This window comes from Microbacterium sp. UCD-TDU (genome assembly GCF_000340625.1).
Taxonomy (GTDB): domain Bacteria; phylum Actinomycetota; class Actinomycetes; order Actinomycetales; family Microbacteriaceae; genus Microbacterium; species Microbacterium maritypicum.
The window spans coordinates 195,085-213,164 of the sequence record NZ_KB454446.1 but is presented as its reverse complement, the minus strand read 5'-3'; the positions used below and the strand labels follow the sequence as shown (position 1 = coordinate 213,164).

Genomic DNA, 18,080 nt, shown 5'->3' with positions numbered 1-18,080 from the left:
GGCCGGAAGGACGTCATGCCGAAGATCATCGACCACGACCAGCGTCGACGGGACATCGTCGACGTGGCCAAGAGCATCATCCTGAAGGGCGGGTTCGAGGCGGCGACGATGCGCAGCATCGCCGCCGAGGCCGGATTCGCGAACGGAGCGCTGAAGCACTACTTCCCCGGGAAGGAGAGCATCGTCGCCGCGACGTTCGAGACGGTGCTGCTCGAGCACGACACCTGGCTCCAGCAGTCGATCTCCGAGGGCGCGACGCCCGAGCGGATGCTGCAGCAGGTGCTCGAGGGCACGCTGCCCAGCAGTGTCGGCGAGATCGCGAGCGGGCGGGTGCTCCTCGCGCTGTGGGAGTACGCGATGTCGAACGATCAGCTCACGGAGCTGTACCGCACACACCTCGGGCGGTGGCACGCGATGCTCGTCGAGCGGATGGAGGCGGCGCGCGATGCGGGCGCCATCCGCGATCAGGACTACGCGGCACTCGCGAACGAGTTCATCTCGGTCGCCGTGGGGGCGACCGTGATCAACCTCATGTATCCCGAGGGCGAGCGCATCGCCGACTATCAGGACTACATCCAGCAGTTCCTGGCGCGACTGCGCTGATCGCGAGGCGCCGCATTCGAGAGAAAGGCGTCTCATGACCGTGTCCCTGTCCGTCACCCACCGCCCCGGCCAGGGGCGTCCTGTCGCGTTCCTGCACGGCCTCGCCTCGCGGGGCTCCGTGGACTGGCCGGATCGGGAGTGGGAGGGTGTGCTCGGAGAGCGCCCGCGCATGGTGATCGATCTGCCGGCGCATGGTGACAGCATCGCGCTCGGCTCCGCGACGACATCGGTCGTGCTCGACACCATCGCGTCGTCCATCGGTGCGGAAGAGGTCGACCTGGTCGGCTACTCGCTCGGGGCACGGCTCGCGTGGGACCTGGCGCACCACCCCGGTGTCGCGGTACGACGGCTGGTGCTCGGCGGACTCAGCGCGGGGGAGCCCTTCGCGTTCGTCGATCTTCCGGCGGCCCGTGCGGCTCTCGCGGGCGAGCGCCCGCCCCAGGACCCGCTCACGGGCATGATCGTCCAGATGGTGTCGATGCCCGGAAATCGTCCTGCCGACCTGCTCTCGCTGATCGAGGGCCTGGCGGCGGAGCCCTTCGTCCCCGGCCGTGGCGCGCCCGCCGTCCCCGTTCTGCTCCTCGGCGGGGCGCACGACGAGATGGCGGCGGGGATCGATGATCTCGCCGCGATGCTCCCCGATGCGCGAGCGCGACGCGTGCCGGGCGATCACCTCTCGGCCCTGCACACGGCGGAGTTCCGCAGGGCCGTGCAGGAGTTCCTCGCGGAGTGAGTCCTCTCTCGCATCCGGCTCTCCCCTGTCGTTTATTTCCAACATTTGTAGACAAATTGAAAGGCTCGTTCATGACTGACATTCCCACCGCCGATGCGGCGCGGATCCTCGACATCGCCACCGGCTATATGGCTTCCAAGCAGCTCTTCCAGGCCAGCCGGATCGGGCTGTTCGCCGCGGTGGCCGACGGGGCCGACACGGCGGGCGAGATCGCCGAGCGATGCGGGGTCAGCGAGCGCATCGCGGCGCTGCTGGCCGATGCGATGGCCGCGAAGGGTCTGCTGATCCGCAGCGCGGGGCGCTACGAGCTCGCCGACGACGCCGCCGCGTACCTCGTCGGCGAGGAGGCGGCGATCGACCTCGCGCCGTTCCTCACCTTCCTCGACGAGATCAGCTACCCGCACTGGCTGCAGTTCGCGCACACGGTCGACACCACCGAGCCGGGCGATCTGCAGATGGACGACGCCCGCTGGGCGACCTTCATGGCGGGCGTCATGACGTACAACCGCCTGCACGCGCAGGAGTTCGGTCGTCTCGTCGACCTCGAAGGCGCGACCAGGGCACTCGACTTCGGTGGGCTCTCGGCCGAGTTCGCGCTGTCGGTCATGGCGAAGAACCCCGCGTTGCGGACGACCTTCCTCTACGCCCCCGGCTTCGAAGACGGCATCGCCGAGGCCGTGACGGCCGCCGGGATGCACGATCGTGCCGCGGTCGAGGTCGGTGACACCGCGACCACCGCACCGGAAGGCGAGTACGACGTGGTGTTCGCCAATCACGTGATCCACCGCTTCTCCGCGCAGGAGAACGCGCAGATCTTCCGCAACCTGCGCGCGGCCGCCGTCGAGGGGGCGACCCTGACCGTGCTCGATTTCTTCCTGGACGAGGACGCGGAGCAGCGAGCCCTCGACGCGCTGCACGCGGGGGAGTACCTGGTGATCGACGGTACCGTCGTGTACCCCGAGGCGGAGGTGCGCGGATGGCTCGCCGACGCCGGCTGGTCGGTGCGCGACAAGCTGGCCCTGCCCGGCAGCCCGCGGGTGCTCGTGGCGACCGCGGTGTGAGACTAGCCCCGGCAGCGGACGCGATCCGGTGCCGGGGCACACGACTGGTCCGAGGGGGATCAGAGGCGGGCGGCATGTGAGATTTTCGAACAAGTTTTTCGCGAACTTCANNNGGCATGTGAGAGCATGCCGCCCGCCGTTTTCGTGTTCGACCCCTCGGCGAGGCGAGGCGTGGGTGGGCCGGTCGGTCGCGGGGCGGTCGGTCGCGGGTGGGCCGGTCAGTCGCGGGTGAAGACCGTGCGCCCGTCGACGATCGTGCGGGCGACCCCGATCGTCGCGAGGTCGCGCCCGGGGGTCAGCGGGTCCTCGTCGAGCACCGTGAGATCGGCGACCCTGCCGACCTCCAGCGACCCCTTCCACGCGGATGCGCCGTCCTGTCGGGCGGCCTCGACGGTCATGGACCGCAGCAGCCGGTTCCTGCTCTGCGTGTCGTCGGCGATCCCTGCAGCGGTGAGCAGGGCGAGGGAGGCATCGAGCCCGAGTCGCCAATCCGGGCTGGCGATGGGGGAGTCGCTGGTGACCGTGGTCAGGGCGTCGGAGGTCAGCATCTCGGCGAGCGGCCAGGCGGTGGCGAGTCGGGCCTCTCCCAGCTGCACCGCTGCCCACGAGTGCGTGTGCGCCGCGATCAGCGGCTGCACGGCGAACCCCGCACCGATCCGCCCCATCCGGGCGATCTGCGCGGTCGTGGCGAGGTCTCCGTGCACGACGTAGTGCGGTCCCGCCGGCGTGGGGTGATCGCCGTGCCGTCGCTCCAGCACGGACAGGAACTCGGCGATCGAGCGGTCTCCCGTCGCATGCACGGCGATCTGCATTCCGCGAGCCGAGGCGAGTTCGAGCATGCGTCGGAAGGCGGTGAGGGCGTCGGGTTCGCCGCGGGTGAGCAGGCCGCCCGTCGTGCCGTCGGCATAGGGCTCATCGACCCAGGCGGTCGCCAGGGGTGGGATGCCGTCGGCGAAGATCTTCACTCCGGGGATCGCGAGCCACCGGGCATCCGAGGCGGGGGGAGGGGTGCGGATGCCTCTCTCGAAGTCGGCGAGGGTGCTCTCCCCGTCGATCGTGCCGAACAGCCGCAGCAGGGTCACGCGGGAGGTCTGCGCGCGTTCGCGGTGCAGCTCGAGATAGGTGTCGAGCATGTCGGAGCCGAAGCATCCCGTCTCGCCGTCATCCTCGCCGGGGCCGATGCCTGGTTCCGTGTAGCTGGTGATACCCAGTTCGGCCAGCAGCGCCCACGCCCGCCGCAGCGCGGTGCGGCGCTCTTCCGCGCTCGACACGAGCCGCCCAGATGGCTGCTCCTCGGGGGGAGTGTCGGAGAAGAAGAGGTGGGGCCACCGTGCGCCCAGCCATGCGGCGTGCAGGTGGGCGTCGTTGATGCCGGGGATCACCGTGCGTCCATCCAGCTCGATCACGGCGCAGGCATCGAGGGATTCCGCATCGTCGCCCCTGGCGATGATCACCCCGTCACGGACGGCGAGAGCTCCGACGATCGCATCCGAGGGGTCGAGGGTGTGGATGCGGCCGCCGCGGATGATCAGATCGGCCTCGTCGCCGTGGAGTGACTGTGTCATTATTCCACCAGTGTAGACGCAAGATGGCGACGAAGAGGTGCGCCTCGAGCAGACGCCGACGAGGGCTGCTTATCAGTGCCCGCCGCCGAACTCGATCATCCCCACCCCGACGGCGATCAGCGCGACGCCGACGGCCATCATGGCCGAGAAGTGGTCTTTGAAGATCACCCGCCCCAGCACCGCGGTCAGCGCGACACCGGCCGCTGCCCAGATGCCGTAGGCGACGCCCACGGGCATCCCCAGCGCGAGGATCGTGCCCAGCAGCGTGAACGCGGCGAGATAGCCCACGACGATCACGGGGATCCAGCGGCGGCGGCGCAGGCCTTCGGAGGCGCGCAGGCTCAGCGTCGCGGTGACCTCGCTGGCGATCGCGAGGGCGAGGAGCAGCCAGGTCATGGGGTGACCTCCTTCGCCTCACGCGTGTGCGAGCCGAGCTCGACGAGCAGCACGCCGATCACGATCACACCGACGCCGATGAGCTGCACCGGGCCCAGCAGCTCGCCGAACAGCACGGTGCCGAACACGGCGGTGAGCACGACGCCGATCGCCGACCAGATGCCGTACGCCACACCCACGGCCATGCCGCGATCGAGCACGACGGACAGCAGCCACAGCGAGCCGGAGTAGCCGATGACCACGACGATCAGCCAGAGCGGGTGGGTGAAACCCTCGGCCGCGCGCAGCGAGAGGGTCGCGGTGACCTCGAGCGCGATCGCGAGCAGCAGGGGCGGCCACGCCGAGCGGCGAGGGTGATCTGTCATCGGCGGCCTTTCATCGAGCATCCGACCAAGAGAACGCACGCGCGGCGCGCGGGATTCCCGCCGGCGACCGGATGCCGTCGACGTCCCGATTCGGCACGCGTTCCCGCGACTTGTACGCTGGATGCATCCCCCGATTCACCCGGCAACCCGCGCGCCGGCGATCTCGGCGCGCGCTCACACATGCAAGGACGCAGATGAACGATTCCGCGGCACACCGCGACGACTGGACTGAGAGCGAAGAGCTGGCGGAGCGGATGATCCCGCTCATCGGGGCGCTCCGACGCGAACACGATGTGGTCACCTCTCTCCACGGGCACCGGTTGCTCGGCCTGTCGGCGACCGGCCTCGTCGAAGTGCACGAGCGCGTCGCGCAGCTCGGGCACGAGCGGCTCCCGATCGAAGACAGCCTCGCCGTGCTCGAAGCGATCCATGCCCTTGCTCCCGGTGCCTCCTCCCTCGACGTCGCCCGGCTCGTCGCCGGACACGCCGAGAGCGGGCAGCCGCTGGAGACCTACCTCGCCGAGGTGCTCGCGCCCGCCATGGGAGCCGTCGCCGCCGAACCCACCGACGTCGTGCTCTACGGCTTCGGACGCATCGGTCGCCTCCTCGCCCGCATCCTCATCGCCCACACCGGCGGAGGCAGCGGACTGCGTCTGCGCGCCATCGTCGTCCGCCGCGGCGCCGAGAACGACCTCGTCAAGCGCGCATCCCTGCTGCTGCGCGACTCCGTGCACGGTCGGTTCGCGGGATCGGTCACCGTCGACGAGGATGCCGAGCAGATCATCGCGAACGGCACCCGCATCCAGGTGATCTACTCCGACGACCCCGCGACCATCGACTACACCGCCCACGGCATCCACGACGCGATCGTCGTCGACAACACCGGGCGCTGGCGCGACGAGGCCGGCCTCTCGCAGCACCTGCGTTCGAAGGGCGTCGCCCGTGTGCTGCTCACCGCGCCGGGGAAGAGCCCCCTCAAGAACATCGTCCACGGGATCAACGACGATACGATCGCCGACTCCGACCGCATCCTCTCGGCCGCTTCCTGCACGACCAACGCCATCACACCCGTGCTCGCCGCGATCGACGAGGCGTACGGCGTCGTCAAGGGGCACGTCGAGACCGTGCACTCGTTCACGAACGACCAGAACCTGATCGACAACTTCCACAAGGGCGACCGTCGCGGACGCTCGGCGGTGCTCAACATGGTCATCACCGAGACGGGGGCCGCGAAGGCGGTCGCCAAGGCTCTCCCGCAGCTGGAGGGAAAGCTCACCGGCAGCTCGATCCGCGTTCCCACCCCCGACGTCTCGCTCGCCGTGCTGCACCTGACGATCGCGCGCCCCGCCACGAAGGACCAGGTCAACGACTACCTGCGCCGCGTGTCGCTGCACTCGAAGCTGCGTCAGCAGATCGACTACGTCGAGAGCCCCGACGTGGTCTCCACCGACTTCGTCGGCTCCCACCGGGCGGGCATCGTCGACGGCCTCGCCACGATCGCCGACGAGGACACCCTCATCCTCTACGTCTGGTACGACAACGAGTTCGGGTACTCCTGCCAGGTCATCCGCGTGCTCGAGGTCATGGCGGGCTCCCACCCGATCGTGCTCCCCGAACGTCCAGAGGTCACCCTGCAGAGCTGACGAGATCCGTGCGCCGGGTCGGTGGCGCCCGGCATGATGAGGTCATGAAGACCGCGACCCTGCTCGCCGAGCGCCTCCGATCGCACCGGCTCACGGCGCCCGCACGCACCGTGACGGATGCCGCGCACCACATGCTCGCCGTGCAGAGTCAGGACTTCACGGCCGGACGATGGGCGCTCGCCGTCCGCACCGGGAACCCGGTGCGGCTGCGCGACGTCGACCGCGCCTTCGACCGCGGTGACATCGTGCGCGGTTGGACCATGCGCGGCACACTGCACACGGTTCCGGCGCGCGACCTCGGGTGGATGCTCCAGGTCACCGCCGGGCGGCAGCGTCAGCAGGCGGCCTCCCGACACCGTGACCTCGGCATCGACGACGACATGGTCGCAGCGTCCGTCAGGGCACTGACCCCGGCGCTGCGCGACGGCGGATGCACCCGTGCCGAGGTGTTCGAGATCCTCGAGAGCATCGGCATCGACCCCGCGGGCCAGCGCGGCATCCATCTGCTGTTCACCCTCACGATCGACGGCCTGATCTGCCAGGGACCCGTGGTCCCGCGAGAAGGTGTCGCCCGCGAGCAGCGCTTCGTGCTCGTGGAGGACCACATCCGCGATCACGCCGTCCCCGACGATCCGCTCGCCGAGTTGTTCGTGCGCTACGTCGACGGGCACGGCCCCGCCGCCATCGCCGACTTCGCCTGGTGGTCGGGGCTCACCCTCGGCCAGGCACGCGAGGCGGCCGCGCGCGCGGCCGCGAGGGTGGATGACCTCGGCGACGGACTCTTCGCGCCCCGCCGGCGCCCTCGACGCGCGACCGGGGCGCCGTCCGTCCACGCCCTCGGCGCGTTCGACGAGTACTACATCTCGTACGCCGACCGCACGACCGTCTGCGCGCAGGAGCATCTCGCAGCCGTCGGCCCCGGCAAGAACGGGATGGTGCGTCCGACCCTCGTCGAGCAGGGGCGCGTGATCGGCACCTGGTCGCACGCGGGCGCGACACGCGACGCTCCGCCCGCGCTGTTCGAGCGGCCGGAGGATCCCGCCGCGGTCGCCGACGCCCTCGCCCGGTTCGCCGCGTTCGCCGACGACTGAGCCGGCGCGGCATCCTCGCGCCTCAGCCGCCGCTCCGGCCGTGCCTCGGCGCCCGACCCGCCCCGGCCCGCCGCGACCCGCCGCCGCGGCTACTCGCTCGCGTGGCGTGCGAGGAAGTTGTAGACCTCGTTGTCGTCGACACCGGGGAACGCGCCGCGGGGGAGTGGGGAGAACATGTGGGTGTGCACGCGTGCGCTCGGCCAGGCCCTTCCGCTCCAACGGTCGCTCAGCTCGGCCGAGGGGCGTCGGCAGCACGACTCGTCGGGGCAGGTCGACACGGCCCTGTCGCCGGTCTCGCGTCCACGCCACCATCGCGCGTCGTCGAAGGGCACGCCGACGGTCACCGAGAATTCGCCGTCGCTCGACGAGCCGGTCTGGGTGGAGCACCAGAACGTGCCGGAGGGAGTGTCGGTGTACTGGTGGTGCTCGACCGTGCGGTTCTGCTGGGTGAACGCCGCGCGCGCCTGGAACTTCCGGCACACCCGCTGTCCCTCGACCGCGCCCGTCACATCCATCGGCAGCGGCAGGTCATCGTTCTCGTACACGCGGGTGATGGCGCCGGTGGAGTCGACCCGCAGGAAGTGCAGCGCCATGCCGAGGTGCTGCGTCAGCAGGTTCGTCATGCGCATGCCCGCCGCCTCGTGCGTCACGCCGAAGCCGTCCCGGAAGTCCTCGACCGCGAGGTTGCGATCCTTCTTCGCCTGCTGCAGGAACGCAACCGATGCGGTCTCCGGCATCAGGCAGCACGCGGCGAAGTAGTTGATCTCGAGGCGCTGCTGCAGGAAGTCGGCGTAGTCGGTGGGCGGGGCGTGCCCGAGCAGGCGGTGCGCCATGGCCTGCAGCGCCATCGACCGCAGGCCGTGACCGCCGGGGATCGAGGCCGGCGGCAGGTAGATGCGTCCGTTCTCGAGGTCGGTGACCGATCGGGTCGAATGGGGGAGGTCGTTGACGTAGATCAGCTCGAATCCGAGCTTCTCGGCCATGATGCTCACGGTGCGGTGCGTGAGAGCGCCCTGCACGTGACCCGCGGCCTTGAGGTGCTTCTCGGCGAGCTTCTCGATCTCGGGGAGGTAGTTGTTCTGCGCGCGCATCCGCAGCCGCAGCTCGGTGTTCGCGCGCCGCGCCTCCTCCGGCGTGGCGATGGCCTCGCGTTCGCGACGCTCCAGCTCCCGGTGCAGGCCGAGGACCGATTCGATGGTCTCGTCGCTCATGCCCTTGGTCACGCGCACGGGCGCGACGCCGAGCTGGCGGAAGACCGGGCTCTCCTGCGCGCGTTCGAGGGCGATCTCGAGAGCGGCGCGGCGGTTCGGCGGCTCGCCGGAGATGAGATCGGTCACCTCCGTCTTGGTCGCCTGGGCGATCGCCTGCAGCAGCGAGAGCTTGGGCTCGCGCTTGCCGTTCTCGATCAGGCTCAGCTGGGAGCCGGCGACGCCGACGAGAGCACCGAGCTCGTCGAGCGTGAACCCGTTCTCCAGTCGGTGGTGACGGATGCGGTGGCCGAGAGTCGTGAGGTGGATGCCGGAGGACGCCATTCCTTGAGTCTAGCGAAAGAATTGAAGTTCTTATCGCCCGAAATGGCCGAAAGTCGCGCTCGAACCGGAAGAAGATAGGTGCAACGCCCCACACTTCAAAGGAGCACACGTCATGGCTATCGCCGAAGTCTTCACCCCCCGCACGTCTCCCGTCGCACCGACGCGTACGTTCGGCGCGGCTCCGACGTATGACACCCCCGCGATGGCCGAGCTGGCCGCCTGGGTCGAGGAGATCCGCGAACTCACCCAGCCCGACGCGGTGCACTGGGTCGACGGCTCGCGCGCCGAGAACGACTGGCTCCTGCGCGGACTGGTCGACGAGGGCAAGCTGATCAAGCTCAACCCCGAATGGCGCCCCGGTTCCTACCTCGCCCGTTCGCACCCCAGCGATGTCGCCCGCACCGAGGGACGCACCTTCATCTCTTCCGAGCGCGAAGAGGACGCGGGCCCCACGAACAACTGGGCGGCCCCCGCCGAGATGCACGCCAAGATGGATGAGATCTTCGAGGGATCGATGCGCGGCCGCACGATGTACGTCGTGCCCTTCTCGATGGGACGCGTCGGTGGCCCGCTCTCGCACATCGGCGTCCAGATCACCGACAGCGCGTACGCGGTCGCCTCGATCGGCATCATGACCCGTGTGGGCGATGCCGTGACGCGTCAGATCGCCGAGGGCGCGCCGTGGGTCAAGACCGTGCACACGGTCGGCGCTCCGCTCGCACCGGGCGAGCAGGACGTCGAGTGGCCCTGCAACGACGACAAGTACATCGTGCACTTCCCCGAGACGCTCGAGGTCTACTCCTACGGCTCGGGCTACGGCGGCAACGCGATCCTGGCCAAGAAGTGCTTCGCGCTGCGCATCGCCTCGGTGATCGCCCGCGACGAGGGCTGGCTCGCCGAGCACATGCTGCTCATCCGCGTGATCGACCCCCAGGGCAAGGCCTACCACGTGGCCGCGGCCTTCCCGTCGGCCTGCGGGAAGACGAACCTCGCGATGCTCCGCCCGACCATCCCCGGCTGGCGGGTCGAGACCCTCGGTGACGACATCGCGTGGATCCGTCCGGGCGAGGACGGCCGCATGTGGGCCATCAACCCCGAGGCCGGCTTCTTCGGCGTCGCGCCCGGCACCGGCGAGTCGACCAACGTCACCGCGGTCGAGACGCTGTGGGGAAACACGATCTTCACCAACGTCGCGCTCCGCCCCGACGGCGACGTGTGGTGGGAGGGTCTGACCGACGAGGCGCCCGCGCACCTGATCGACTGGGAGGGCAACGACTGGACCCCCGAGTCCGGGCGTCCGGCCGCGCACCCCAATTCCCGCTTCACGGTGTCGGCGGCGCAGTGCCCGCAGATCTCCGAGGATTGGGAGGAGGCGGTGCCGCTCGATGTCATCCTGTTCGGCGGACGCCGCGCCAGCAACGTCCCGCTCGTGGTCGAGGCCACCGACTGGACGCACGGCGTCTTCCTCGGCTCGAACATCTCGTCCGAGCGCACCGCTGCCGCCGAAGGTACCGTGGGGGAGCTGCGCCGCGACCCGTTCGCGATGCTGCCCTTCTGCGGCTACAACATGGCGGACTACTTCGGTCACTGGCTCAAGGTCGGTCGTGGTCTGCGCTTCGACCGGGCACCGCGCATCTTCCAGGTGAACTGGTTCCGTCGGGGTGCCGACGGCCGGTTCCTGTGGCCGGGCTTCGGTGACAACTCGCGTGTCGTCGACTGGATCATCCGCCGCATCGCGGGCGATGTCTCCGCGGTCGACAGCCCGATCGGACGCCTGCCGCGCGTAGAGGACCTCAACCTCGACGGACTCGACATCCCCGCCGCCGACCTCGACGAGCTGTTCTCCGTCGATGCCGAGGCGTGGAAGACCGAGGCCGACCTCACCGAGGCGTTCTACGACACCTTCGGCGACAAGGTTCCCGCGGCCCTGCGTGCCGAGCTGGCTTCGCTGCGCTACCGCCTCGACAAGGCGTAACCCCAGACCGGTGCCGGTTCGGGGGAGCCGGCACCCTCAGGGCTCCGTGCCCTGCAGACCCGCGAAGGCGGGACATCAGAGACGAACCCATGGCTGAGTGGTCTCCGACGTCCCGCCTTCGTGTTGCCCGGGAACGGGTGGCGTCAGGCGAGCAGCTGGTGACGTGCGAGGTCGCGGTACAGCGGCGTCGATTCCACGAGCTCGGTGTGCCTACCCTGGCCGACCACGACGCCGTCCTGCAGCACCACGATCAGGTCGCTGTCGACGACGGTCGAGAGGCGGTGCGCGATCACGATGAGCGTGCGGTCGGTGGAGACGGCGTCGATGGCCTCCCGCATGCGCTGCTCGTTCACGCCGTCGAGTGATGACGTGGACTCGTCGAGCAGCAGGATCGGGGCGTCCGTGAGCAGGGCGCGGGCGATCGCGAGGCGCTGACGCTCACCACCGGAAAGCATCACACCGTCCTCGCCCACCGGTGCCTCGATGCCGAGCGGGTTGCGCTCCAGCACATCGCCCAGGTTCACCGCGCGCAGCACCCGTTCGCAGTCGGTGTCCGTCGCTTCGGGGGAGGCGAGCCGCAGGTTCTCGGCGAGGGTGCCGGCCAGCGTCGGCGCATCCTGCTCGACGTAGCCGAAGTGGGCGCGGAGCTCGTCGCGCTGGTAGGTGCGCGCATCGTGGCCGTGCAGGCGGATCGATCCGCCCGTGGGGTCGTAGAAGCGCTCGATCAGCGACAGGATCGTGCTCTTGCCCGCGCCGCTGGGGCCGACCAGGGCGACACGGGAGCCGTGGGGCACGGCGAAGGAGACTCCGCGCAGCACCTCGTGGTCCTGGACGGCCGGTGCGGCATCCTCTGCCGATTCCAGGTGCGCGTCGGCGAGCAGGTTCCGTGCTTCCTTGGCGGCGGCCTGACGCGCGGCCACGACGTTCGCCGGGTAGTGGAACCGCACGTCGCGGAATTCGATCGCCGGAGCATCCGGTGCTGCCGTCTCACGGGGCAGCGACGCGGCGATCTTCTCATCGTCCTGCGACTCGGTGGGCAGGTCGAGCACCTCCTGGATGCGGCCGAGCGCTCCGAGTGCCTGGTTCACCGACGTGATCGCTCCGAACGTCGTGGCCAGCGGCATCACGAGCAGGAACAGGAACATGATGAACGAGATCAGCGAGGCGATGGTGATGGCTCCTGCGGCCACGCGGAATCCGCCCACGCCGAGGACGACGAGCAGCGACAGCTGCAGGGCGATGCCGGAGACGGGCACGACCATCGAGGAGATCTTGGCGATGCGCACGCCGATGCCGTAGGCGTCGGACGCGAGCTCAGACACCGCGGCGGTCTCGCGCTCGGTCGCACCCGACGCGCGGATGGTGCGGATCGAGCCCACGGCGCGTTCGACACCGGAGGCCAGCTCGCCCACCTTCTCCTGCTGCGCGGTCGACGCGGTGCGGATGCGCCCGCTGAGCAGCACGACCACTGCGACCGAGATGCCGATCACCACGACGATGAGCAGCAGCAGGAGGGGATCGATCACGAGCATCGCGATGAGCGCGCCGAGGAAGAGCACGGCGCTGCCGACCGCGTCTGCGAGGCCCTGGGTGAGCACGGCGTAGAGCAGGGTCGTGTCGGTGCCCACGCGCGAGACGAGGTCGCCGGTGCGGCGGGCGTCGAACTCCGACGTGGGCAGATGCAGGATGCGGGCGATCAGCTTGCGGCGGCTCGAGTACACGACCGCGGTGCCCGTGCGCTGGAGGAGGTAGTGCTGGAAGCCGGAGATGACAGACGACACGACCACGAAGCCCACGAGCAGCCACACGAGGATCCCGATGCCGGTGTCGGACTGCACCGCCTCGATGACCTGACCGACGAGCAACGGCTGCACGAGCGACGTCGCCGCGCCGATGACGCTGAGCACCGCGACCACGATGAGGGTGCGCTTGTGCTCGAAGAGGAAGGGGAGGAGCTGGCGGAAGGTGGCGCGGGGGCCTTCGGGCTGCGCGCCACGTCCGCGGCGGCGTGCTGTCGCCGAACCGGACATGCGGGACCTCTATCTGGAGATGGTACTTCGACCGTACTTCGTTCGCGGTCGAATCCTATGGAGCGGCTGAACGCGGCTCGGTGGCGGCAGAATCGTCGATGCATCTGGGGCGCCTGCTGCGGCACCGGCACCCACGAACTGATCGAGTGCGTGGCATCCGCACCGTGCGGCATCTCGAAAACACGACCACGATCGCCGCGATCGAGGAGTTCCTGCGGCCGTGACGTGAGTCGTCACGGCCGCAGCATCACAGCTCGACGGCCGCCGCGACGCCGAGGTCGTCGTCGTAGTCGTGGTCCTTGGTCTCCGGGCTGAGGAGGAGCGCGATGAAGGTCAGCACACCCATCGCCGACAGGTACAGGCCCACCAGCCACGGAGCGCCGTCACCGAGCGACCACAGCCAGAGCGCGATCAGCGGCGCCACGGCCGCACCCAGGATCGACGACACGTTGTACGCGATCGCCGAGCCGGTGTACCTGACGTTGGTCGGGAACAGCTCGGGCAGCAGAGCGCCCATCGGACCGAATGTCGCTCCCATCAGCATGAAGCCGAACACCAGGAAGGCCTGTGCGAGTGCGCCGGTGAACTTCGGGTCGGCGGCAGGGAGCAGGAACGTGTTGAACGTGAAGCCGAACACGATGATCACACCTGTGACCCACAGCAGGAGCTTGCGTCGTCCGATCGCGTCGGCGATGGGGCCGGAGAGCAGCGTGAAGATGCCGAAGAACACGACGCCGATGATCTGCATCAGCACGAAGTCGGTGTAGCCGAAGCCGAGGCCGGGATAGAACTGGGCCGCGAACTTGGTCGGGTCGAACGGGGCGCCCGTCGCCTCTGCCGCGGCCTTCGCGGCGGCCGATGCCGTCTCCAGCGAGGCGGGCTTGGTGCCGTAGGCGAGGGTGAAGTTCGTCATCAGATAGAACAGCACGTAGGTCGCCAGCATGATGAACGTGCCGAGGATGAGCTGCTTCCAGTGGTGACGGAAGACGGTCGCGAGCGGGAGCTTGCGGATCACGCCCTTCGTCTCGGCCTTCTTGAAGGTGTCGGACTCGACGAGCTTCAGTCGCACCCACAGCCCGATGACGACCATCACGGCTGAGAACAGGAACGGGATGCGCCAGCCCCAGGAGAGGAACGCCTCGGACTTCAGCACCGGGTTCTCGGCATGCGGCAGCAGCCAGTTGATGGCGAGGAAGAGGAAGTTCGCGATGATGAAGCCCAGCGGTGCACCCAGCTGCGGGAAGGTGCCGTACCAGGCGCGCTTGCCCTTCGGCGCGTTTTCGGTCGCGACCAGTGCCGCCCCCGACCATTCGCCGCCGAGCGCGAAGCCCTGCGCGAGGCGGAGGATCAGCAGCAGGAGTGCCGCCCACCACCCGATGTCCTGGTACGTCGGCAGCAGGCCGATGACGAAGGTCGCGATGCCCATCGTCAGCAGCGAGGCCACCAGCGTGGCCTTGCGCCCGAACTTGTCGCCGAAGTGGCCGAAAACCACGGCGCCGATCGGGCGGGCGACCATCGCGGCGCCGAACACCGCGAACGAGGACAGGAGCGAGGTGGTGTCGTTCCCGGTGGGGAAGAACAGCACCGGGAACACGAGTACGGCAGCCGTGGCATACGCGTAGAAATCGTAGAACTCGATCGTGGTGCCGACCAGGCTCGCGGTGATGACGCGCGAGCGAGGATTCGCGGGCGCAGTGGCAGTACTCATGGAACTCCTCCGATCGAGTCCCCGGTATACCATGGGACTCGGGCGAGTTTACGCCTTCCTGAGTGTTTGCTGTGCGCGCGTTTCGCGTGTCATCCGGGCGGGCACCTCAGCGGCGCTATTCCTCCGTGTCGCCGAGCGAGGGGGCACCGACGAAGACGGCACGCGGCTCCACGACGTTCTCGAGTTCCAGCACGACCAGACGGTTCGCACCCTCTCTCGTGGCAGGTGCGGGCACGGAGAGCGTGCGCTGCGGGCCGTTGCGCCAGTAGCGGCCGAGGAAGAAGCCGTTCGCGAAGGCGTAGCCCTTGCTCCAGGCCATGGTGTCCAAGAAGAGGTCCGTCGGCGCATCCAGGGTGAACGAGCCGGTCCACGCGGCCGGGCCCGTCTTCAGGACATCGGCGGCGTCGGCAACGGCAGGGGTATCGAGCTCGGCATCGATCTCGGTACCGACCTCCGCGGCGATCGCTGCGACATCCAACGGCGTCGAGCGCCAGCCGGTCACCGGCGCGCCGTCGAGGGTGATCTCGCCGATCAGACCCTTCTCCTCGCCGAGGCGGTGGTCGTAGTTCACTCGACCCTGATCCTCGACCAGGATGCTGAGGGTCCGGCCGTCCGGGATCCGGATCGCCCGGTCGTGCCGGGTGCGCGAGAGCGTGCCGACCACGCGGTCGTCGACGCTCACCCACGCCAGATCGCGCACCTCGTCGACGACGAGGAGTCCGCCGCGCGCACCCGCCAGCTCTGTGTCGTAGCGCACGAGGGCGCTGAGGTGGCCGAGTGCGTCGAAGGTCTCGGGCTGCGCGGTCGTCGACGTAGGAGCCGCGAGGTCCGTCCAGGCGCCCGCGGGCGTGAGCGGGACCTCGAACGCGGGCGCTGCCTCGGCCGGTGCCGGAAGCTCATCCGGCACCGGCGCATACCGGGCGATGACCTCGCGGAAGGCGAAGAACTTCTCCGTGGGGTTGCCGGCCTCGTCGAGCGGGGCGTCGTAGTCGTAGGAGGTCACCAGCGGCAGATAGCGACCCTTGTGGTTCGCGCCGTTGGTCAGCGCGAAGTTGGTGCCGCCGTGGAACATGTAGATGTTGACCGAGGCACCGGCCGCCAGCAGCTCGTCGAGGTCGGCGGCGGCCGTGGCGACATCGGTGGTGTGATGCACGCCGCCCCACCAGTCGAACCAGCCGTCCCAGAACTCCGAGCACATCAGCGGACCGGTGCTCTGGTGCCGTCGCAGGGTCGCCAGCCTTTCCGCGCTGCGGGAGCCGAACGACCCGGTCTTGTGCAGCTCGGCGAGGCTGCCGTCGCTCAGCATCTGATCGACGGGCTGATCGACGGTCGTCAAGGGCACGGTGATCCCGGCATCGCGGGTGACGGCGACCAGAGCCTCGAGATAGGCCCGGTCCGATCCGTAGGCGCCGTACTCGTTCTCGATCTGCACCAGCACGACGGGGCCGCCCCGATCGATCTGCCGCGGGGCCACGATGTCGTACACGCGGCGCAGGTAGGCGCTCACTTCCACCAGGAAGTCGGCAGCGGAGGAGCGCAGCCCCTCGACGCTCCCGGTCAGCCACACGGGAAGTCCTCCGTTGTGCCACTCGGCGCAGATGTAGGGGCCGGGTCGCACGATCGCGTCGAGGCCCTCGGCGTGGATCAGGTCGAGGAAGCGTCCGAGGTCGTTCCATCCGCTCGCGTCCCACTCGCCGCGTCGCGGTTCGTGCGCGTTCCAGGCGACGTAGGTCTCGATCGTGTTCAGCCCCATCAACCGGGCCTTGCGGATGCGGTCCTGCCACTGGTCGGGGTGCACGCGGAAGTAGTGGATGGCGCCGGAGATCACCTGATGCGGCTGTCCGTCGCGGAGGAAGTCGGTGTCGCCGAGGGAGAAGGATGTCACGTGTCGTGGTGCTTTCGATGAGGCGGGCTGAACCGGTCCCGTGGGGTGGGGGATGGGGGCCGGAACCGGTTCAGCCCGCAGGTATCACTTGTTGACGCTGAAGCCCTGCGCGTTGCCGTACTCGACCAGCGCGTCCTGCCAGGCGGTGAGGCCCTTGTTCAGGTCGGTGCCGTCCTGGTACGACTGGCCGACGGTGTCGCCGAAGATGCTGTTCGCGTAGACCTGGTAGGGCAGGTAGCTCCAGCCCTCGACCACGTCATCGGCTGCAGCGGCGAGGACCTCGTTGATCTTCTGACCGCCGAAGTACTCCGGAGCCTCGGCGAGGAACTCCTTGCTCGACAGCTCAGCGGTGGTGGAGGGGAAGCCGCCGGTCTCGAGGAAGATCGAGATGCTCTCCTCCGAGTTGTTCAGCCACCACAGGAATCCGGCAGCCAGCTCCGGGTTCTTGCTCTGCTTCGTGACGGCCTGGCCGCCACCGCCGTTCTCCGCGCTCGCCGGGGCGCCGTCGTAGGTCGGCATCGGTGCGACGCGCCAGTCTCCGGCACCGTCGGGGGCACCCGAGATGAGGTTCGCGGGCATCCATGCGCCGATCACGAGGCTGGCGAGGCTGCCGTCGCCCAGGGCACGGAACCACTCGTCGCTCCAGCTGCTGTACGGTGCGAGCAGGTCCTCCTCGACGAGGCGGTTCCAGTTCTCGGTCCACTTGACGGACCCGGCGTCCTGCAGGTCGATCGTGACGTCGGTGCCCGAGGTCTCGAACGGCTTTCCGCCGGCCTGCCAGATCATCGATGTCGCGAAGCCCGCGTCCCCCGTGTCGTTGGTGATGTACGCGTCGGGGTTCGCCGCGTGGATCGCCTTGGCGGCCTCGTAGTACTCATCCCAGGTGGTGGGCACCGCGACGCCGGCGGCGTCGAACACCGTCTTGTTGTAGAACAGCGCCATGGGGCCGGAGTCCTGCGGCAGGCCGTAGATCGCGTCGCCGTCGGTCACCGAGTTCCAGGTCGAGGCGGTGTAGTCGTCCTCGAAGTCCGCGAAACCGTACTGGGACAGGTCGGTGAAGGCGTCGGTCAGGGCGAACTGAGGGAAGGCGTAGTACTCGATCTGCACGACATCGGGGGCGCCGGAGCCCGCCTTGATCGCATTCTGCAGCTTGGTGTACTCCTCGTTGTTGGTCCCGGCGTTCACCAGCTTGACCTTGACGTTGGGGTATTCCTTCTGGAAGGCCTCGACCTGCGCCTCGGCCGAGGGGGTCCACGACCAGTACGTGATCTCGCCGCCCTTCTCGAGTGCGGCCTCGATGGAGTCGAAGGAGCCGGAGCCCGCGTTGCCGCCGGCACCGGTGCCGCCGCCGGTGCTGCAACCGGCCAGCGCCAGCGCTGCCACGGTTCCCGCGGCCAGCACCGCGAGGGTGCGCCGCGTCGGGGAGGGAAGGTGCTTCATTGCTGTGTCCTTTCGGGAGGGGCGATCCAGCGTCGGATCGCTGAGGTGATGCA

General features: G+C 69.1%; 14 protein-coding genes. 6 read left to right on the top strand and 8 right to left on the bottom strand.

What is annotated here, in order from left to right; all coding sequences use genetic code 11:
* Positions 1-15 precede the first annotated feature (15 nt).
* The 3 genes from D514_RS23765 (at position 16) to D514_RS23755 (ending at position 2,397) form a co-directional block, all read left to right on the top strand.
* Positions 16-603: a TetR/AcrR family transcriptional regulator gene (locus D514_RS23765; protein ID WP_017828786.1), complete on the top strand. Its 588-nt coding sequence runs from the start codon at positions 16-18 to the stop codon at positions 601-603.
* A gap of 34 nt (positions 604-637) precedes the next feature.
* The gene (locus tag D514_RS23760; RefSeq protein ID WP_017828785.1) at positions 638-1,336 is read left to right on the top strand and encodes an alpha/beta fold hydrolase; all 699 of its coding nucleotides are present in this window, start codon (positions 638-640) and stop codon (positions 1,334-1,336) included.
* A 71-nt stretch (positions 1,337-1,407) separates the two neighbouring features.
* Positions 1,408-2,397 (top strand): methyltransferase dimerization domain-containing protein, encoded by a 990-nt coding sequence (locus D514_RS23755; RefSeq protein WP_017828784.1) that lies wholly within the window; start codon positions 1,408-1,410, stop codon positions 2,395-2,397.
* A 218-nt stretch (positions 2,398-2,615) separates the two neighbouring features.
* Here D514_RS23755 and D514_RS23750 read toward each other — a convergent pair whose 3' ends face one another.
* The 3 genes from D514_RS23750 to D514_RS23740 form a co-directional block, all read right to left on the bottom strand.
* Positions 2,616-3,962, bottom strand: a complete 1,347-nt coding sequence (locus D514_RS23750) for an amidohydrolase (RefSeq protein WP_017828783.1) — start codon at positions 3,960-3,962, stop codon at positions 2,616-2,618.
* A 72-nt stretch (positions 3,963-4,034) separates the two neighbouring features.
* Positions 4,035-4,358 carry a multidrug efflux SMR transporter gene (locus tag D514_RS23745; RefSeq protein WP_017828782.1) on the bottom strand — a complete coding sequence of 108 codons (324 nt, stop codon included), beginning with the start codon at positions 4,356-4,358 and terminating at the stop codon, positions 4,035-4,037.
* Positions 4,355-4,723: a multidrug efflux SMR transporter gene (locus tag D514_RS23740; protein WP_017828781.1), complete on the bottom strand. Its 369-nt coding sequence runs from the start codon at positions 4,721-4,723 to the stop codon at positions 4,355-4,357. The genes D514_RS23745 and D514_RS23740 overlap by 4 nt, the downstream gene beginning before the upstream one ends.
* A gap of 194 nt (positions 4,724-4,917) precedes the next feature.
* Between D514_RS23740 and D514_RS23735 the strand changes: the two genes are divergently transcribed.
* Entirely contained in the window at positions 4,918-6,366 is a 1,449-nt protein-coding gene (locus D514_RS23735; RefSeq protein ID WP_017828780.1) for a glyceraldehyde-3-phosphate dehydrogenase, read from the top strand.
* 44 nt (positions 6,367-6,410) lie between these two features.
* Positions 6,411-7,457, top strand: a complete 1,047-nt coding sequence (locus D514_RS23730) for a winged helix DNA-binding domain-containing protein (RefSeq protein WP_017828779.1) — start codon at positions 6,411-6,413, stop codon at positions 7,455-7,457.
* Between the two features lie 89 nt (positions 7,458-7,546).
* Here the strand turns inward: D514_RS23730 and D514_RS23725 are convergent, their stop codons facing one another.
* Positions 7,547-8,989, bottom strand: coding sequence for a helix-turn-helix transcriptional regulator (locus tag D514_RS23725; RefSeq protein ID WP_017828778.1), 1,443 nt, complete (start codon positions 8,987-8,989; stop codon positions 7,547-7,549).
* Between the two features lie 112 nt (positions 8,990-9,101).
* Between D514_RS23725 and D514_RS23720 the strand changes: the two genes are divergently transcribed.
* Complete coding sequence (locus D514_RS23720; RefSeq protein WP_017828777.1) at positions 9,102-10,964, top strand: phosphoenolpyruvate carboxykinase (GTP); 1,863 nt, start codon at positions 9,102-9,104, stop codon at positions 10,962-10,964.
* Between the two features lie 143 nt (positions 10,965-11,107).
* On the opposite strand, the gene D514_RS23715 is transcribed toward D514_RS23720, so the two are convergent.
* The 4 genes from D514_RS23715 to D514_RS23700 form a co-directional block, all read right to left on the bottom strand.
* A complete protein-coding gene (locus D514_RS23715; protein ID WP_017828776.1) occupies positions 11,108-12,994 on the bottom strand; it encodes an ABC transporter ATP-binding protein in 1,887 nt (628 codons plus the stop codon).
* Between the two features lie 247 nt (positions 12,995-13,241).
* Complete coding sequence (locus D514_RS23710; protein WP_017828774.1) at positions 13,242-14,702, bottom strand: MFS transporter; 1,461 nt, start codon at positions 14,700-14,702, stop codon at positions 13,242-13,244.
* Positions 14,703-14,817: 115 nt separating this feature from the next.
* On the bottom strand, positions 14,818-16,587 hold the full coding sequence (locus D514_RS23705) for a beta-galactosidase family protein (RefSeq protein ID WP_017828773.1): 1,770 nt from the start codon (positions 16,585-16,587) through the stop codon (positions 14,818-14,820).
* 84 nt (positions 16,588-16,671) lie between these two features.
* Positions 16,672-18,027, bottom strand: a complete 1,356-nt coding sequence (locus D514_RS23700; protein WP_017828772.1) for a sugar ABC transporter substrate-binding protein — start codon at positions 18,025-18,027, stop codon at positions 16,672-16,674.
* Between the last annotated feature and the right edge of the window lie 53 nt (positions 18,028-18,080).

Coding starts and splice junctions, on each gene's coding strand:
- D514_RS23765 (WP_017828786.1), top strand. CDS start 16: ATGCCGAAGATCATCGACCACGACCAGCGTCGACGGGACATCGTCGAC.
- D514_RS23760 (WP_017828785.1), top strand. CDS start 638: ATGACCGTGTCCCTGTCCGTCACCCACCGCCCCGGCCAGGGGCGTCCT.
- D514_RS23730 (WP_017828779.1), top strand. CDS start 6,411: ATGAAGACCGCGACCCTGCTCGCCGAGCGCCTCCGATCGCACCGGCTC.
- D514_RS23745 (WP_017828782.1), bottom strand. CDS start 4,358: ATGACCTGGCTGCTCCTCGCCCTCGCGATCGCCAGCGAGGTCACCGCG.
- D514_RS23720 (WP_017828777.1), top strand. CDS start 9,102: ATGGCTATCGCCGAAGTCTTCACCCCCCGCACGTCTCCCGTCGCACCG.
- D514_RS23715 (WP_017828776.1), bottom strand. CDS start 12,994: ATGTCCGGTTCGGCGACAGCACGCCGCCGCGGACGTGGCGCGCAGCCC.
- D514_RS23725 (WP_017828778.1), bottom strand. CDS start 8,989: ATGGCGTCCTCCGGCATCCACCTCACGACTCTCGGCCACCGCATCCGT.
- D514_RS23755 (WP_017828784.1), top strand. CDS start 1,408: ATGACTGACATTCCCACCGCCGATGCGGCGCGGATCCTCGACATCGCC.
- D514_RS23700 (WP_017828772.1), bottom strand. CDS start 18,027: ATGAAGCACCTTCCCTCCCCGACGCGGCGCACCCTCGCGGTGCTGGCC.
- D514_RS23735 (WP_017828780.1), top strand. CDS start 4,918: ATGAACGATTCCGCGGCACACCGCGACGACTGGACTGAGAGCGAAGAG.
- D514_RS23710 (WP_017828774.1), bottom strand. CDS start 14,702: ATGAGTACTGCCACTGCGCCCGCGAATCCTCGCTCGCGCGTCATCACC.
- D514_RS23750 (WP_017828783.1), bottom strand. CDS start 3,962: ATGACACAGTCACTCCACGGCGACGAGGCCGATCTGATCATCCGCGGC.
- D514_RS23740 (WP_017828781.1), bottom strand. CDS start 4,723: ATGACAGATCACCCTCGCCGCTCGGCGTGGCCGCCCCTGCTGCTCGCG.